The organism is Candidatus Nanopelagicales bacterium, from assembly GCA_018003655.1.
In the GTDB taxonomy this organism is placed as follows: Bacteria; Actinomycetota; Actinomycetes; order S36-B12; family UBA10799; genus JAGNDY01.
Genome location: JAGNDY010000003.1, coordinates 53,922 through 68,205, shown reverse-complemented (window position 1 = coordinate 68,205; position 14,284 = coordinate 53,922). Strand labels below are relative to the sequence as shown.

General features: G+C 63.7%; 18 protein-coding genes. 1 reads left to right on the top strand and 17 read right to left on the bottom strand.

All coding sequences use genetic code 11. From position 1 onward, the window contains the following. Window positions 1-206: 206 nt before the first annotated feature. The 13 genes from KAZ48_01510 to hisI form a co-directional block, all read right to left on the bottom strand. Window positions 207-1,079 carry a prolipoprotein diacylglyceryl transferase gene (locus KAZ48_01510; protein ID MBP7971445.1) on the bottom strand — a complete coding sequence of 291 codons (873 nt, stop codon included), beginning with the start codon at window positions 1,077-1,079 and terminating at the stop codon, window positions 207-209. 7 nt (window positions 1,080-1,086) lie between these two features. Beyond that, the gene (locus KAZ48_01505) at window positions 1,087-1,881 is read right to left on the bottom strand and encodes a thioredoxin domain-containing protein (protein MBP7971444.1); all 795 of its coding nucleotides are present in this window, start codon (window positions 1,879-1,881) and stop codon (window positions 1,087-1,089) included. 153 nt (window positions 1,882-2,034) lie between these two features. Further along, window positions 2,035-2,844, bottom strand: coding sequence for a tryptophan synthase subunit alpha (locus KAZ48_01500; GenBank protein MBP7971443.1), 810 nt, complete (start codon window positions 2,842-2,844; stop codon window positions 2,035-2,037). Continuing rightward, window positions 2,841-4,070 carry a tryptophan synthase subunit beta gene (gene trpB, locus KAZ48_01495; GenBank protein ID MBP7971442.1) on the bottom strand — a complete coding sequence of 410 codons (1,230 nt, stop codon included), beginning with the start codon at window positions 4,068-4,070 and terminating at the stop codon, window positions 2,841-2,843. Before trpB ends, KAZ48_01500 begins: the two co-directional genes overlap by 4 nt. Then, window positions 4,067-4,882, bottom strand: a complete 816-nt coding sequence (gene trpC / locus KAZ48_01490; protein ID MBP7971441.1) for an indole-3-glycerol phosphate synthase TrpC — start codon at window positions 4,880-4,882, stop codon at window positions 4,067-4,069. Before trpC ends, trpB begins: the two co-directional genes overlap by 4 nt. Before the next feature lie 66 nt (window positions 4,883-4,948). Then, window positions 4,949-5,596, bottom strand: coding sequence for a DUF2752 domain-containing protein (locus KAZ48_01485; protein MBP7971440.1), 648 nt, complete (start codon window positions 5,594-5,596; stop codon window positions 4,949-4,951). Then, window positions 5,593-5,880: a CD225/dispanin family protein gene (locus tag KAZ48_01480; GenBank protein MBP7971439.1), complete on the bottom strand. Its 288-nt coding sequence runs from the start codon at window positions 5,878-5,880 to the stop codon at window positions 5,593-5,595. Before KAZ48_01480 ends, KAZ48_01485 begins: the two co-directional genes overlap by 4 nt. A 10-nt stretch (window positions 5,881-5,890) precedes the next feature. Continuing rightward, a complete protein-coding gene (locus tag KAZ48_01475; GenBank protein MBP7971438.1) occupies window positions 5,891-7,354 on the bottom strand; it encodes a HAMP domain-containing histidine kinase in 1,464 nt (487 codons plus the stop codon). Window positions 7,355-7,365: 11 nt separating this feature from the next. Next, on the bottom strand, window positions 7,366-8,079 hold the full coding sequence (locus tag KAZ48_01470) for a response regulator transcription factor (GenBank protein ID MBP7971437.1): 714 nt from the start codon (window positions 8,077-8,079) through the stop codon (window positions 7,366-7,368). Window positions 8,080-8,118: 39 nt separating this feature from the next. Then, entirely contained in the window at window positions 8,119-8,349 is a 231-nt protein-coding gene (locus KAZ48_01465) for a hypothetical protein (protein MBP7971436.1), read from the bottom strand. 91 nt (window positions 8,350-8,440) lie between these two features. Next, window positions 8,441-9,118, bottom strand: a complete 678-nt coding sequence (locus KAZ48_01460) for a Trp biosynthesis-associated membrane protein (GenBank protein ID MBP7971435.1) — start codon at window positions 9,116-9,118, stop codon at window positions 8,441-8,443. Next, window positions 9,115-10,707 carry an anthranilate synthase component I gene (gene trpE, locus KAZ48_01455; GenBank protein MBP7971434.1) on the bottom strand — a complete coding sequence of 531 codons (1,593 nt, stop codon included), beginning with the start codon at window positions 10,705-10,707 and terminating at the stop codon, window positions 9,115-9,117. The genes KAZ48_01460 and trpE overlap by 4 nt, the downstream gene beginning before the upstream one ends. An 80-nt stretch (window positions 10,708-10,787) precedes the next feature. Beyond that, a complete protein-coding gene (gene hisI / locus KAZ48_01450) occupies window positions 10,788-11,168 on the bottom strand; it encodes a phosphoribosyl-AMP cyclohydrolase (GenBank protein ID MBP7971433.1) in 381 nt (126 codons plus the stop codon). Window positions 11,169-11,233: 65 nt separating this feature from the next. Here hisI and KAZ48_01445 point away from each other — a divergent pair, with 65 nt between their 5' ends. Then, a complete protein-coding gene (locus tag KAZ48_01445; GenBank protein ID MBP7971432.1) occupies window positions 11,234-11,878 on the top strand; it encodes a TIGR03085 family protein in 645 nt (214 codons plus the stop codon). Between the two features lie 6 nt (window positions 11,879-11,884). Here KAZ48_01445 and hisF read toward each other — a convergent pair whose 3' ends face one another. Genes hisF through KAZ48_01425 form a run of 4 tightly spaced genes read right to left on the bottom strand, consistent with a single transcriptional unit; the run spans window position 11,885 to window position 14,278 of the window. After that, window positions 11,885-12,655, bottom strand: coding sequence for an imidazole glycerol phosphate synthase subunit HisF (hisF, locus tag KAZ48_01440; protein ID MBP7971431.1), 771 nt, complete (start codon window positions 12,653-12,655; stop codon window positions 11,885-11,887). Between the two features lie 42 nt (window positions 12,656-12,697). Next, window positions 12,698-13,453, bottom strand: a complete 756-nt coding sequence (gene priA / locus KAZ48_01435) for a bifunctional 1-(5-phosphoribosyl)-5-((5-phosphoribosylamino)methylideneamino)imidazole-4-carboxamide isomerase/phosphoribosylanthranilate isomerase PriA (GenBank protein MBP7971430.1) — start codon at window positions 13,451-13,453, stop codon at window positions 12,698-12,700. Window positions 13,454-13,487: 34 nt separating this feature from the next. Then, the gene (hisH, locus tag KAZ48_01430; protein ID MBP7971429.1) at window positions 13,488-14,126 is read right to left on the bottom strand and encodes an imidazole glycerol phosphate synthase subunit HisH; all 639 of its coding nucleotides are present in this window, start codon (window positions 14,124-14,126) and stop codon (window positions 13,488-13,490) included. Beyond that, complete coding sequence (locus KAZ48_01425) at window positions 14,123-14,278, bottom strand: hypothetical protein (GenBank protein MBP7971428.1); 156 nt, start codon at window positions 14,276-14,278, stop codon at window positions 14,123-14,125. Before KAZ48_01425 ends, hisH begins: the two co-directional genes overlap by 4 nt. Window positions 14,279-14,284: the final 6 nt, after the last annotated feature.

The following is a 14,284-nucleotide window of genomic DNA, read 5'->3' as shown; positions in this document are numbered from 1 at the left end:
GAGAACGGTTCACTTCCCGGGTGGAGTCAGGTCTAATTTCGGCGCGAACTGGGCGCAAGCAAGACTCGGCGCACGCACTTGAATGACCGACCACACCGCAAGAAGCACGCAGGCGGGACGACGTTGGCCCAACTGCAACAGATGGTCTAGCCGGTGATTCTAGCCCGACCGGGCTGATCGAGGAAAGCGCAGGTAAGCGTGGCTGGCTAGGTAGTCCCCACCGACTCCTCCTGGGCAGGCGCGACTCGGTAGAGGTGATCCTCCCGGCCAGGCTGTCTGCGGGCCGAGATGACGATGTACCCGGCAGCACACGCACCCACAAGGACTGACGTAAAGACGTTCACCCTGATCCCGAACACGAGGCTGGCGTGATCGATACGCACGAGCTCGAAGACCAACCGACCGACGCAGTACGCGACCACGTAGAGGGCGAATGCTCGACCGTGCCCCATGTTGAATCGCCGGTCCGCCCAGATGACCAACAGGGCCACGAGCACGCACCAGATCGACTCGTAGAGGAACGTCGGGTGAAAGGTTGCGAACTGCTCATACCCGGCTGGCCGGTTCAGCGGTGAGATCTCCAGCCCCCACGGCAAGTCCGTCGGTCGACCAAAAAGCTCCTGGTTGAACCAGTTGCCCCACCGCCCGATCGCCTGCGCGAACGCGATGCCGGGAGCGATGGCATCGGCCAGCGGCGGGAGCAGGATGTTGTACCGACGGCAGGCAATCCACGCCCCGAGCGCCCCACCGGCTACGCCACCCCAAATCCCGAGTCCGCCGTTCCAGATCTCCAGCGCAGGGACGAGACCCTTCCCACCGGAACCAAAATACGTGGGCCAGTCGGTGGCGACGTGGTACAGGCGTGCGCCCACGATCCCGAACGGCACGGCCCACAGTGCAACGTCGGTCACCTGGCCGGCTGTTCCACCACGGGCGACCCAGCGCCTGTTCCCGAACCAGACTGCAAAGATGATTCCCGCGAGGATGCACAGGGCATAGGCCCGGATCGGTACCGGTCCCAGGTCCCAAACGCCCGACGACGGGCTTGGAATGAACGCGAAGAAGCTCGTCACTGGTATCGGTGATTTACTTCGCAGCCGCGTTGATGGCTTTGATGAGCTCGGTTGGATTGGTGTATAGGCCGGTCTTGTCGGGCAGCACCTTGTTCTCGAGTTCCTTGCCGTTCACGAAGATCGCCGGTGTGCCCTTGGCATCGGACTTGCCAAACTCCGCTTGGCTGTTGCTGGCCCAACCGAGGAAGGTCTCCGCCTTCACACAACTGTCGAATGTGGTGAGTGCGTCGCCGGTGATGCCGACCTGCTTGCCGGCATCGAGCAACTGCTGTTGGGTGAAGCCGACGCCCTCCTGCTGGGGCTGCATAGCAAATACGGCCGAGTGGTACTCCAGCGACTTGCCCGCATTGATGGCGCAGCCCCAGGCTGAGGTTGCCTGCGCCGACGCATCATTGCCGAAATTGTCATCTAGGAACGTAGCTGGCCGCAGTAAGACGTTCATGCGTCCGGCCTTCGCTTCGGCGTCAATGGCCGCTGCGGAGGACTTCTCGTATTGGGCGCAACCGGGACACTGGAAGTCTTCCCAGATCTGAACGTTCGGAACGCCAGCCGCCTCGGTCGGGTTGACGGGGTATCCGTAGGTGGACGACTGCACCCCGGTGGGCAGAGCCGCGGAGGGGTTCGGTCCGTCGCCGCCCGAGTCCTTGTTAGAGAAGTACAGCGCACCGCCAATGATGGCGCCGACAACCAGCACAACGACGACCGCGCCGATGATCCGGATCATCCGTTCACGTCGCTTTTCTGCGGCGAGTTGCTCGGCCCGAGCCTGCGCGGCTTTCTGACGCGCATTCTTGGTGGATTCCGCCATCTGTCGACTCCCTAGGTCCGGTTATCAGCAGCCCTTAGCCGCTTCGACGTGTCAGGTTGGTCTGTGGTTTCGCAAGTCTCGGTTGTTGCCGCGATCCTCACCGCCGACCGTAGCCGACGAACAGTCGGGGTGCTGGCAGCGGCGCGAGTGGAGCTACCTCGCAGTTCGTGCCGACCGCACGCCCTGGGCGAGTTCGCCAGCGAGTCTGGCCGCCGCCGCCGCACCTGCGGCGGGAGTGGGTGCCTCGGCCAAGGCCCGGACAAACGCCGAACCCACGATGACGCCATCGGCGTAACTTGCGACCTCGGCAGCTTGGTCGGGTGTGGACACGCCTAGCCCGACGCACACCGGCAGACTGGTGTGGCTGCGCACCCGCTCAACGAGCGTTCCGGCCGCCGACGACACCGTGGTCCGAGTGCCGGTCACGCCCATTGTGGAGGCGGCGTAGACAAACCCCGATGTCACGCTGGCAACCAGTTCGATCCGCTCGTCGGTCGACGAGGGAGCGACCAAGAAGACTCTGTCTATATCGGACTGATCCGTTGCCGCGATCCACGGTTCGGCTTCCTCGGGAGTGAGGTCAGGGGTGATCACGCCCACTCCCCCAGCCAACATCAGATCCTTGGCGAATCGATCAACCCCGTAGCGTTCGATCGGGTTCCAGTACGACATCACCAGCGTGGGCGCTCCCGTGCCAGCGACGCCCTCCACCGTACGCAGAACCTCTTTCGTGGTTGTCCCGTGAGCCAACGCCGAGGTGACCGCAGCTTGAATGACAGGACCGTCCATCAATGGGTCGCTGTAGGGAAGCCCGATCTCCACCACATCAACGCCATTTTCGACCATCGCGGCGATGACGGGAACGCAATCGTGCAGCGTGGGGAACCCCGCGGGCAGGTACGCGATCAGGACCGCCCGCTCATCCGCCCGGGCGGCGGCAAACGTCTCTGCCAACCGGCTCATGACGGATCATCCTCAGGCTGCTGATCGTCTCCGCCGGGCAGCCCAAACCAGCGCGCTGCGGTCTCCACGTCCTTGTCCCCGCGGCCCGAGAGGTTGACCAGAATCATGGCCTCCGGTCCCAGTTCTCGACCCAGCTCCATCGCACCCGCGATGGCGTGAGCGGACTCGATCGCAGGGATGATTCCCTCCGTCCGGCACAGGAGCGAGAACGCGTCCATGGCCTGCTGGTCGGTGATCGGTCGATAGGTCGCGCGGCCGGTGTCTTTCAGGTACGCATGCTCGGGCCCAACCGACGGGTAGTCCAGTCCTGCGCTGATTGAGTGCGACTCGATGGTCTGACCATCGTCGTCTTGAAGTAGGTACGAACGCGAACCGTGCAGTACGCCGATGGACCCACCGGTCAGGGTGGCCGCGTGCCTACCTGACTCGATCCCCGACCCACCCGCCTCAAATCCATATAGCGCGACCTGTGGGTCGTCGATGAAGGCGTGGAAGATGCCGATGGCATTGCTGCCGCCGCCGACACAAGCCGCGACCGCGTCAGGCAGCCGACCCCACTGCGCGAGCACTTGTTCGCGAGACTCCGCTCCGATGACGGAATGAAATTCGCGGACCATCTCTGGGAACGGCGCCGGACCCGCGACGGTTCCGAGCAAGTAATGCGTCGAGTCGACGTTGGTGACCCAGTCGCGCATCGCCTCGTTGATGGCATCTTTGAGGGTGCGGCTTCCGACCGACACTGGGATGACCTCGGCACCCAGCAGTTGCATGCGAGCGACGTTCAGAGCCTGTCGGACGGTGTCTTCCTCGCCCATATACACGACGCACTCAAGACCCATCAGTGCTGCGGCGGTTGCTGTCGCAACGCCATGTTGACCGGCACCGGTCTCGGCGATGACGCGCGTCTTGCCCATGCGTTTGGTGAGCAGTGCTTGACCAAGCACATTGTTGATCTTGTGCGAGCCGGTGTGGTTGAGGTCCTCGCGTTTGAGCAGAATCGTCGCCCCGCCCGAGTGCTCGGAGAGCCGGGTTGCGTCGGTGATCGGATTGGGACGACCGTTGTACGTGCGCTGGAGGTGGTCGAGCTCGGCAACGAATGCTGGGTCGGCTAGCGCGGCACGGAAACTCACGTCTAGTTGATCAAGAGCGGCCATCAGGGCTTCCGGCACAAACCGGCCGCCGTACTGCCCGAATCGGCCAGCTGTATCGGGGGTGGTCGCCGTCATCCCGTGCCCCGTTGGTTCTTGACTGATGGATGCGCTCCAGCCGCGACAAGATCGTGCACGGCGGCTCGCGGATCCGGACCTGTGACCAACGACTGACCGACCAGTACCGCATCGGCACCGACGCCGGCGTAGCTCACCAGATCACGGGGACCGCGAATTCCCGACTCAGCGACGAGCACGATATCCGGTGGAACCAGCCGGGCAATCCGAGCGAAGACGTCACGGTCGACGTCAAGGGTTTTCAAGTTGCGTGCATTAATCCCGATGAGCTTCGCGTCGGCGGCCAGTGCGCGGGCGAGTTCGTCCTCGTCGTGAATCTCAACCAGCGGCGTAAGGCCGACCGACTCCGCGCGTTCGATCAGCGACACGAGCGCCTGATCATCGAGTGCCGCCACGATCAGCAATGCGAGGTCGGCGCCGTGCGCCCGAGCCTCCCACAGTTGGTACGACGTGAAGATGAAGTCCTTGCGCAGGACGGGTATGTCGACGGCCGCTCGGACCGCATCGAGGTCCGCCAGGCTGCCCCCGAATCTGCGCCGTTCGGTCAGCACTGAAATGCAAGCAGCGCCCCCCGCCTCGTAAGCAGCGGCAAGCGCGGCCGGATCAGTGATCTCCGCCAACAGACCCATGCTTGGACTCGCCCGCTTCACCTCAGCAATGACATTCACGCCGTCGGAACGCAGGGCGGCCAACGCGTCGCGGGGAGTTGGGGCCGATTGGGCCAGCAGTTTGAGGTCATCAAGTGACACCGCTAGCTGACGAACCTCAAGGTCCTCGCGCACTCCCACGAGGATGTCGTCAAGCACGCTCACGCGCTCCAGAGTAGCGACTCAGACTCGATCGCCAACGGGCGGTTACTAACGGCGGCTCAGCGGGTTCTAGCCGATGGCGGAATTGAGAAACGGTATCGACGGAATGTTCCGGGCGACGGTGAATGCCAGCGTCACAATTATGAGTGCCGTCATAAGAATCTTCTGGCGACGAGCCGCAGCCCGCGCTTGGTCGGACAGTTCAGTATCGGTCTCGGGTAGCGGCTGCCGCTGCAACGTGTCAGTGGCCGCCGTGGTGCCGCTCGCCGTGGCTGCGTCCGACGAAACACCACTGGGCGTCGAAGTCACGAACGGTTCGGAGTGCGCGAAGCCCGCGGATTCTCCTGCTGACGGTTGGTCGGCTGGCTCTGCGGCCGATGGTTGGACTGGTCCGATCCACCGACGGCGAAGCGCAAAGAGAACGGCGACGGCGATCAACGGCAGAACAACGACCGCTAGCGCGTTGTGGTCGAGCGCACCGACGATGTCCCCATTGGTCAGCGAGTGGACGCATCTGAGCCCGCCGCACGCGGGGCAGTCAATGCCGGTGACGAACTTCAACGGACACGGCAAGTAGTGGCCCGGCTGGTTGGGGTCTACCTGGCGAACGTACGCAGTTGTGGCCAGCGTGACGCCGACACCGATACTTGGCCACAGCATGCGCTGGAAGCGCGTGGGCACCTCTTGGCTGGGCACCTCGTGAGTATGCGCGCTCATACGACACCTGCCTCCAACAACCGTCCGAGTCGACCCGTAGCGACCAAGATAGCCATGAATACCACCCAAAGGAAAATGCTCAGTAGTGTCCACGCTCGCGCACGGCGGGCCGCCGTGTTTGCCGCACGCCTATCCCCGGCGGCCCAGAGCGGGCGTACCTGGGCTGCGAAGTACACCGCGACGACTCCGGTCGGTGGGAACAAACACAACGTCGCGACGACCGCCGGGGCAAGCCAGGAGCTGGCTACCCGCGGACCAGGTTCGACGGTTTGCCCCAATGTCACACGTCAGACCCTATGTCGCATTCACATGCGGCGGATTGCGACTTGCCGGGTTGGGATCCTGCAGGTATCGCGCGACCGTAATCGTGAACCGCGCTCCCCCTTCGGCGGCGGATCCTGCTGACGCCGTTCCACCCAGTCTCCGGCTGAGCCGGCCAACAAGTGCGAGCCCGACACCCGTTCCCACCTGCCGGACGCCGCGGTAGCGGGTGTACAGCTCGGCCGGTTCAAAGGCAACAACGCAGTCATCCGGTGTCAGTCCCGGACCGCTGTCGCGGACCTCGACGGTGACCTGGTCAGGCCGGTCCGACCGAACTGTCAACGCGATCACGCCACCCTGCGGCGTTACCCGCAGAGCGTTGGCACACAGGTTGTCGATGATCTGGCGCACTCGAATGGGATCGGTGTAGCCAACGAGTTCATCAGCACCGAGTTCTGACTCCAGGCGAAGACCCTCGGCCGCGCAGCGATCTGCCCAGACCTGGACTGCCTGCTTGCCTATCTCGCCGAAGTCGACCGCTGCTGGCGCCACGGGAAAGTCGAATGCGTCCAGCCGGGCAAGCTGCAGCAGGTCCGTCACGATCGCGTCGAGGCGATCGGCCTCCGACTGCATGATCCCGCCGGTCCGCGGCGCGTCGGCGGGTGGAACTATGCCGTCGTTGAGCGCCTCGGCGTAACCCCGAATTGCCGTCAGTGGTGTGCGGAGTTCGTGCGAGACCGAAAGTAGAAACTCACGTTGCCTGCCCTCGGATACCGTCAACGCCTGCCTGAGTTGGTTCAACGCTTCTGCTAGTTCCGCGATCTCAGCCGGACCCTCAACGCTCAGTTGCACATCTCGCTCGCCTTGGCCAAGACGCTTGGCGGCGTCGGCGGCATCGCGTAGCGAACGCGTCAACCTGCGCGCGAGCAACAGGCCGAAGGCCGCCGCGATAGCGACGCCGATCGCCAGCGCCACCGCGAACCGGCCGATCACAGCGAAAGCGAAGCGACCGGTGACGGTCACCGGCTGAGTCAGCACAATGGCACCGCCCGTACTCAGTTTGCGGGCGGACACGAGCACCTGACCTTCGCTGCTTTCGCGTTCGCCCTGAATCTCCTGCCCATTGGCTAGGGCCGCCGCATCAGCAGCGGTGAAGAACTCCGGCAACTGACCACCCGGGTTGACGTAGTAAACGGAGATGTCCTCAGACCGCAGAACCTGAACCAGCCGGGCCGGGAAGAGATCGCCGGAGGGCAGTGGTCGACGGTCCACCGCCGCCACCGTTGCGTTGGTGAGTTGTTCCAACCGGTTCTGCGACTCCTGCTGACTCGCACTGCGCGCCAACGGGTACGACACCGCACCGGCAACCATCACCGCCAGAACGGCTGATGCCACGGTGACCAGGGCGATCCGAACTGCCAGCGACAGGCCCCTGGCACGAGCTGTCACGGCCGAGACTGTGGCCTTGGTGCTCGACAGCGGCGTTGCGCTAGGCACACAGACTCCCGTTACTCGGGCGACGAAGCGTCGTCACGTCCGGGTGCTTCGACCGAGTACCCAATTCCCCTCACCGTGCGGATGATCTCGGAATCGCCCAGCTTGGCTCGGAGTTGGGCGACATGCACGTCGACTGTCCGCGAGCTGACAACGCTGGAGTAACCCCACACCTCACTGAGTAGTTGCTCACGACTGAACACTCGCCCAGGCCGAGCAACCAGATGTGCCAACAAGTCGAATTCGGTGGGTGTCAAGGAGAGGTCCTGACCACCGACCGTGGCGCGACGCGACCCCCGGTCAACTTCTATGTCCGCGAGCCTGAGCACGTCACTCTGGCCGGTTTGCCCCGCTGCCCGGCGGACAACAGCTTTGACACGGGCGACGACTTCTCTCGGGCTGAACGGCTTGGTGATGTAGTCATCGGCCCCCATCTCCAGCCCGATCACGCGGTCGATCTCGTCGTCACGGGCCGTGCAAAACAGGACCGGAGTCCAATCGTCAGCAGCCCGAAGTTGACGACAGATTTCGGTTCCTGACAGTGAGGGAAGACCCACATCGAGGACAGCCGCTACCGGCCGATTCTTGACGATAGCGTCGTAGCCCGCTTGCCCGTCCACCTCGACATGCACGCCGAACCCTTCTCTGGCGAGGTACAACCGAAGCAGCTCGGCGATGCTCGGCTCGTCCTCCACAACAACGACGAGTCCCCGGGCGGGTTCACTCACCGGTGATCACCCGACCCTGTATCGGCCCGTGAGCCAGTCTCAGGATGCAGCTTCCTGTTTGCCGCGTGGGTACTGCCCCATACCCATCATGCCCATGACCTTGCCGACAACACCGCCAAGGATCAGGATGCCGACACCGAGCCACATGACCCAGATTTGACCGATCACAACGCCGAAGGTCCCCACAACGAACGCAAAAAGCATGATCGTCACAGCAGTCCAGGCGGCCGGTGTCTGGCCTTCTTCATCCCTGGGTTCGATATGAGCCATTCGGTGCCTCCTTGAGAACAATCGGTGCCCGGACTCTAGCGCGCGCCGACGTACATACTGACGTGTTGCGCGCCATTGTGGCAGGTCAAGCTCAGTTGTCCTCGTTAGCTACCGAATTGGAGCGCTTAACGGGCTCGTCACGGCTCGCAGCGTCCCGAGCGTCGTGATCGGCCGGTGCAGTCGGGTCCACCCCACGATCGAGCTTCTCCCAGTCGCTGAGTTCGACAGTGGCGGTCCCAGCTTGGCGAGCCGACAACGAGCGCCACTGGCCTGACCACCGAAGTACGGCGAGCCCGCAAGCGAAGATCACTAGCGCGCAGATGCCCGTCAAGATCCACCACTTGCCGGTAGTCACCTGCAGGTTAGGCCGAGAGCTCAGACTTGCGGAGGCGAACTCGACATCAGCGGTCAGTGGGAACGCAACCGCAGAGACCATGGTTGCCACCGCCGCCAACACCACCACGACCCCCACCACGGAACGCCACCGCCCGCGAGCCGCCACGATCGCGACCACACACGCCAGAGCCAACCAAGCACCGGCCAACGAGGCGGGATAGAGGCTTGATCCGGTGGCGGTCTCACTGTCCACCGGTAGCCCTGGTTCTGTTACCGAGGCAGTAACCCAGGTCCGCTGCAGGGCCCACACGCTGATCCCAGCCGACAACAGCAGACACATCAATACCAACGGGTACATCCGCTTGGAACGCGCGGTTGAATCAGCGTCCTGACTGAACCCCGCGACCGGTTCAACGGAATCGGGTTTGCTCACGAGGTCGCCTCCCGCATTGTCTGCGCCATTGCGATTGCACGCAGAACAGCTGCGGCCTTGTTGCGGCATTCCTGCTCTTCGGTGACCGGATCTGAGTCGGCCACCAGTCCTGCGCCCGCTTGGACATAGGCCATCCCGTCGCGCAGAACAGCAGTCCGAATCGCGATCGCAGTGTCCATGTCGCCGGCGAAATCGAGATAGCCCACAACTCCCCCGTACAGGCCACGACGGGTGGACTCAAGGTCCTCGATGATCTCCATCGCTCGTGGCTTGGGAGCCCCGGACAACGTCCCCGCTGGAAAGGTCGCGGCGAGTAAGTCGTAGGCGGTCTTCCCAGCGGACAACTGGCCCACAACGGTCGAAACGATGTGCATGATGTGGGAGTAGCGCTCGACTTCCATGAATTCGACGACCTCAACTGAGCCCGGTTGGCTCACTCTTCCGACGTCATTTCGCCCGAGGTCAACCAACATCAAATGCTCGGCGCGTTCCTTGTCGTCGGCGAGCAACTCGTCGGCAAGTTCAGCGTCACGCTCAGGCGTCGCTCCCCGGGGTCGGCTGCCAGCGATGGGGTGCATCATGGCTCGACCGTCGTCCAATTTGACCAACGCTTCAGGGCTCGATCCGACCACTGAGAACGCAGTCGCATCACCCAGTCCAGGACGGTGCGGGTCGGATCCACCTTGCGCGGTCCCGCCGTTGGTGGGTACGGAGTCGCCCAGCGCTGCCGGGAACCGGATCAGGTACATGTACGGACTCGGATTGCTGATCCGCAGGATGCGGTAGATATCCAACGCATCCGCTGTGGTCGGGGTCTGGAACCGCTGTGAGACAACAACTTGAAAGGCGTCGCCCGCCCGAATATGTTCCCGCGCCGCTTCCACTTTCTCGTAGTACTGCTCCGGTTGCGTCATCGCCTGGAAGTCCGGCTCCACCGAACCGTCGAACGTCCAGGCAGGCGTCGCGACCGGTTGTTGCAGGCGGCAAGCCATTGCGTCGATACGCGCGACGGCATCGTCGTAGAGCAGGTTCAGCTCAGTTGCGCTCGTGTCAGCCTCGCCGAGCACCACATTGGCAATCAACAACACAGAGCCGTCGTAGTGATCAAGTACCGCAAGGTCCGATGCGACCAGCATCGCGACCTCGGGCAACCCCAGATCATCCTCCGTCAACTCCGGTAACCGCTCCCAGCGCCGGACCGCGTCGTAGCCGATCATTCCCACCAGACCGCTCGTCAGCGGCGGTAGACCGGCCAGTCTCGGTGAGTGCAAGGCGGCCAACGTGTCGCGCATGACTTCCAGTGCAGTCATACCGCCGGGGGTGCTTCCCACCGCTACGGGCACATCACCGATCCATACCGGTCGCCCATCGACTTCAGTCAGCATTGCCGAACAACGAACGCCGACAAAGGAGTACCGCGACCACACTCCACCGTGTTCGGCAGACTCGAGCAAGTAGGTGCCAGGCCGATCAGCGGCCAGTTTGCGGTACAAACCGACGGGAGTCTCCCCGTCGGCCAACAACCGACGGACGATGGGGACTACTCGCCGATCCTTGGCCAACCGACCGACCGCCGCCCGGTTCGGCACAGTCGTGCCGTCGGGGACTTGTGCCAACCGGGCGTAGACTTGGTCATCGCCGGTTGCTTCGGGCTGACCCTCTGCCGGTGTCACAGCTGGTCCCCCGCGGACTCCTCAGCCCTACTCGCGAGATCAATGTGCGCCGTCTCAAAGCAACTGCGCAGGCCCGTGTGACAGGCCGGACCGACCTGGTCGACGCTGAGCAAGAGCGCGTCGCCGTCGCAGTCGAGTTGCACTCGACGAACGTGCTGGACATGGCCGGAGGTGTCACCCTTGCGCCAGTACTCACTGCGGCTGCGAGACCAAAAGGTGGCGCGACCGGTCGCCAGCGTGCGGCGAAGTGCCTCGGAATCCATCCACGCCAGCATCAAGACCTCTCCCGTGTCCCACTGCTGCGCGATTGCCGGGACCAATCCATCGTCGTTGGGCGCTAGTTGGCGCAGCAGTTCTGCGGCGGGATCCCTGGTCATGGTTGCCATTGTGCCGGGTGTGCGCCGTGGTCGGCGCGGGAGTTACCCGCGTAGGGTGGTGATTTGTGACTACCACTTCCTGGGCCCAGTCCGAACGTCAACAGCTGAGCGATCTGTTCGAGGAGGTCGGTCCCGACGCCCCGACGTTGTGTGGGGACTGGACTACCTCCGACCTTGCCGCCCACTTGGTTCTTCGAGAGTCGCGACCGGATGCAGCGTTGGGCATCGTTATCAAGCCGCTGGCCGGCTGGACAGACCGCACGCAGAACTCGATCGCGTCGCGCCCGTGGCCAGAACTGATCGAATCGGTCCGAAACGGTCCACCCCGCTTCTCGCCGTTCTCCCTTCCCAAGGCCGATGCGCTGGCGAACACCGGCGAGTTCTTCGTTCACCTCGAAGATGTCCGTCGGGCCGGAGACGACTGGCAGCCCCGCGACCTACCACCGAAGTTCGCCGACTCACTGTGGGGAATCTGCAAAGCGCGCGGCAAAGGCTTGCTCCGGCGGGTGCCGATCGGGGTCGTCCTGCACCGCACCGACGGTGACGGGGGCGAAGTCAACGCCCGCAGCGGCAGTCCCCGCGTCGTGATCAGTGGGCCGGCCGCCGAACTGCTGCTGTACTGCTACGGCCGCAAAGAGCAGTCCCAGGTTCACATCGAGGGAAGCCCAGAAGCGGTCGCGGCGCTGCGCGACGCAGACCTGTCGATCTGAACTCGCTCAACGGACGGCGTAACCGCCGGCGGCAAGCTCGTGCTTCACGTCGGCAATGCGTAGCGTCCCAAAATGGAACACGCTGGCCGCCAAAACAGCGTCGGCACCCGCAGCCACCGCGGGTGGGAAGTCGGCGCACTTGCCCGCCCCACCGCTGGCGATGACGGGCACCACCACCACAGCACGCACCCGCTCGATGAGATCGATGTCGAAGCCGTCTCGGGTGCCATCGGCATCCATCGAGTTCAACAGAATCTCACCAGCTCCCCGCCGGGCACCTTCGGCCGCCCATTCGACTGCGTCGATTCCAGTCCCCTTCCGCCCGCCATGGGTTGTCACCTCGAAACCCGACTCAGTCACCGTCCCCGGCGGACAGCGGCGGGCATCGACGGACAACACGACGCATTGAGAACCGAATTGCGTCGCAGCCTCCGTGAGGAATTCGGGTCGGTCAATAGCTGCGGTGTTGACCCCGACCTTGTCGGCTCCGGCCCGCAGTAGCCGGTCGATGTCCGCCACCGTCCGGACGCCCCCGCCCACCGTCAACGGGATAAAGACCTCCTCGGCCGTGCGCCGGACAACGTCGTAGGTGGTCGAACGATCTGAACTGCTTGCGGTGATGTCAAGGAATACCAGCTCGTCGGCACCTGCCTCGTTGTAAGCCCGAGCAAGTTCCACCGGATCGCCGGCGTCCCGCAGGTCAGTGAAATTCACACCCTTGACCACCCTGCCGGCGTCGACGTCCAAGCATGGAATGACTCTCACGGCGACCGGCATGCCCACAGGCTAGTCGGTCCGCACGGTTGGGTGAGGTGCTGGCTATTGCGCCAAATTCGGATCAATGAAGTCGAGCCGGGGCGCAACCGAGGCGAGCGCCTCAGGCAAACTGAACGCCCCCGAGTACAGGGCCTTGCCGATGATGATTCCTTCGACGCCGAGGTGCTCAAGGCCAGCTAGCTCGTGGATGTCCTCCAGTGACGACACACCACCGCTGGCGACCACCGGCTTATCAGTGCGCTTGCAGACCTCGCGCAACAGGTGCAGGTTCGGACCCTTGAGCGTGCCGTCCTTCTCGACGTCGGTCACGACGTACCGCGCACAGCCGTCCTGCTCCAGCCTGGCTAGCGTCTCGTACAACTCGCCGCCTTCCTGAACCCAGCCGCGCGCCGCAAGAGTCGTGCCTCGCACATCAAGGCCGATGGCGATCTGATCGCCATGGTGGGCAATCGCTCGGCCACACCAGTCCGGGTTCTCCAACGCGGCGGTGCCGATATTGATCCGCATGCAGCCCGTCGCCAGGGCTGCCGCCAGGGACTCGTCGTCGCGAATGCCACCGGACAGTTCTACGTCGATGTCCAACGCGCCGACAATCCGGGCCAGCAGTTCGCTGTTCGAGCCACGGCCGAAGGCCGCGTCAAGGTCAACGAGATGAACCCACTCGGCGCCTTGCTCTTGCCAGGCCAAGGCTGCCGCGAGCGGATCGCCGTAGTCGGTGGCCGAGCCGGCCTCACCTTGAAACAGTCGGACGGCTTTGCCGTCGGCCACGTCAACGGCTGGGAGTAGTTGAATTGTCACGACCGCGACCTTACGCCAACTGACGGTGCCACCGTCACATCAGGTTTTTCACCCAGTTGCCCAGCAGCGCCAGACCCGCGTCTCCGGACTTCTCCGGGTGGAACTGCGTCGCGGACAGTGGACCGTTTTCGACTGCGGCGATGAATGGTTCGCCATGGTTGGCCCAGGTGATCAGCGGCGGCCTGGTTGGTGATCCCTCGGTATCGAGTTCCCACTTTCTCGCTGCATATGAGTGAACGAAGTAGAAGCGCTGCGATTCGATTCCGGCAAACAACGTCGAACCCGCAGGAACGTCGACTGTGTTCCACCCGATGTGCGGGAGTACGGGAGCGTCCAATCGGTCCACCACACCCGGCCACTGGCCGCACCCAACGGTGTTGACACCGTGCTCAACCCCGTGTTCGAACAGAACCTGCATGCCGACGCAGATACCAAGCACCGGTCGGCCACCGGAGAGTCGTCGATCGATGATTCGTGGGCCGTCTACCTTCTGCAACCCGAGCATGCATGCCTCAAACGCGCCCACACCGGGAACGACGAGACCGTCGGCATTGACTGCCGCGTCCGGGTCTGCCGAGACTTCTACCTGTGCTCCAACGTGTTCAAGGGCACGTTGCGCTGACCGAAGGTTCCCAGATCCGTAGTCCAGAACCACCAATCGCGGCTGTTTCATTGCCACCACGAGTAAGCGGCGAACCCGCACAGGATCGCGGCTATTCCGGTAACCACAGATCCGACGACTGACTTGGATCGCACAAACGAGATCAGCCCGCCAACGAAGAATCCGGCCAAAACCAGCATCGCGATCGGGACCCAGCTAGCCACAGGTCA

Bases quoted from the DNA above. Each gene is read 5' to 3' on its own strand.
- KAZ48_01505 (MBP7971444.1), bottom strand. From the start codon at position 1,881: ATGGCGGAATCCACCAAGAATGCGCGTCAGAAAGCCGCGCAGGCTCGG.
- KAZ48_01500 (MBP7971443.1), bottom strand. From the start codon at position 2,844: ATGAGCCGGTTGGCAGAGACGTTTGCCGCCGCCCGGGCGGATGAGCGG.
- trpB (MBP7971442.1), bottom strand. From the start codon at position 4,070: ATGACGGCGACCACCCCCGATACAGCTGGCCGATTCGGGCAGTACGGC.
- KAZ48_01485 (MBP7971440.1), bottom strand. From the start codon at position 5,596: ATGAGCGCGCATACTCACGAGGTGCCCAGCCAAGAGGTGCCCACGCGC.
- KAZ48_01465 (MBP7971436.1), bottom strand. From the start codon at position 8,349: ATGGCTCATATCGAACCCAGGGATGAAGAAGGCCAGACACCGGCCGCC.
- hisI (MBP7971433.1), bottom strand. From the start codon at position 11,168: ATGACCAGGGATCCCGCCGCAGAACTGCTGCGCCAACTAGCGCCCAAC.
- hisF (MBP7971431.1), bottom strand. From the start codon at position 12,655: ATGCCGGTCGCCGTGAGAGTCATTCCATGCTTGGACGTCGACGCCGGC.
- hisH (MBP7971429.1), bottom strand. From the start codon at position 14,126: ATGAAACAGCCGCGATTGGTGGTTCTGGACTACGGATCTGGGAACCTT.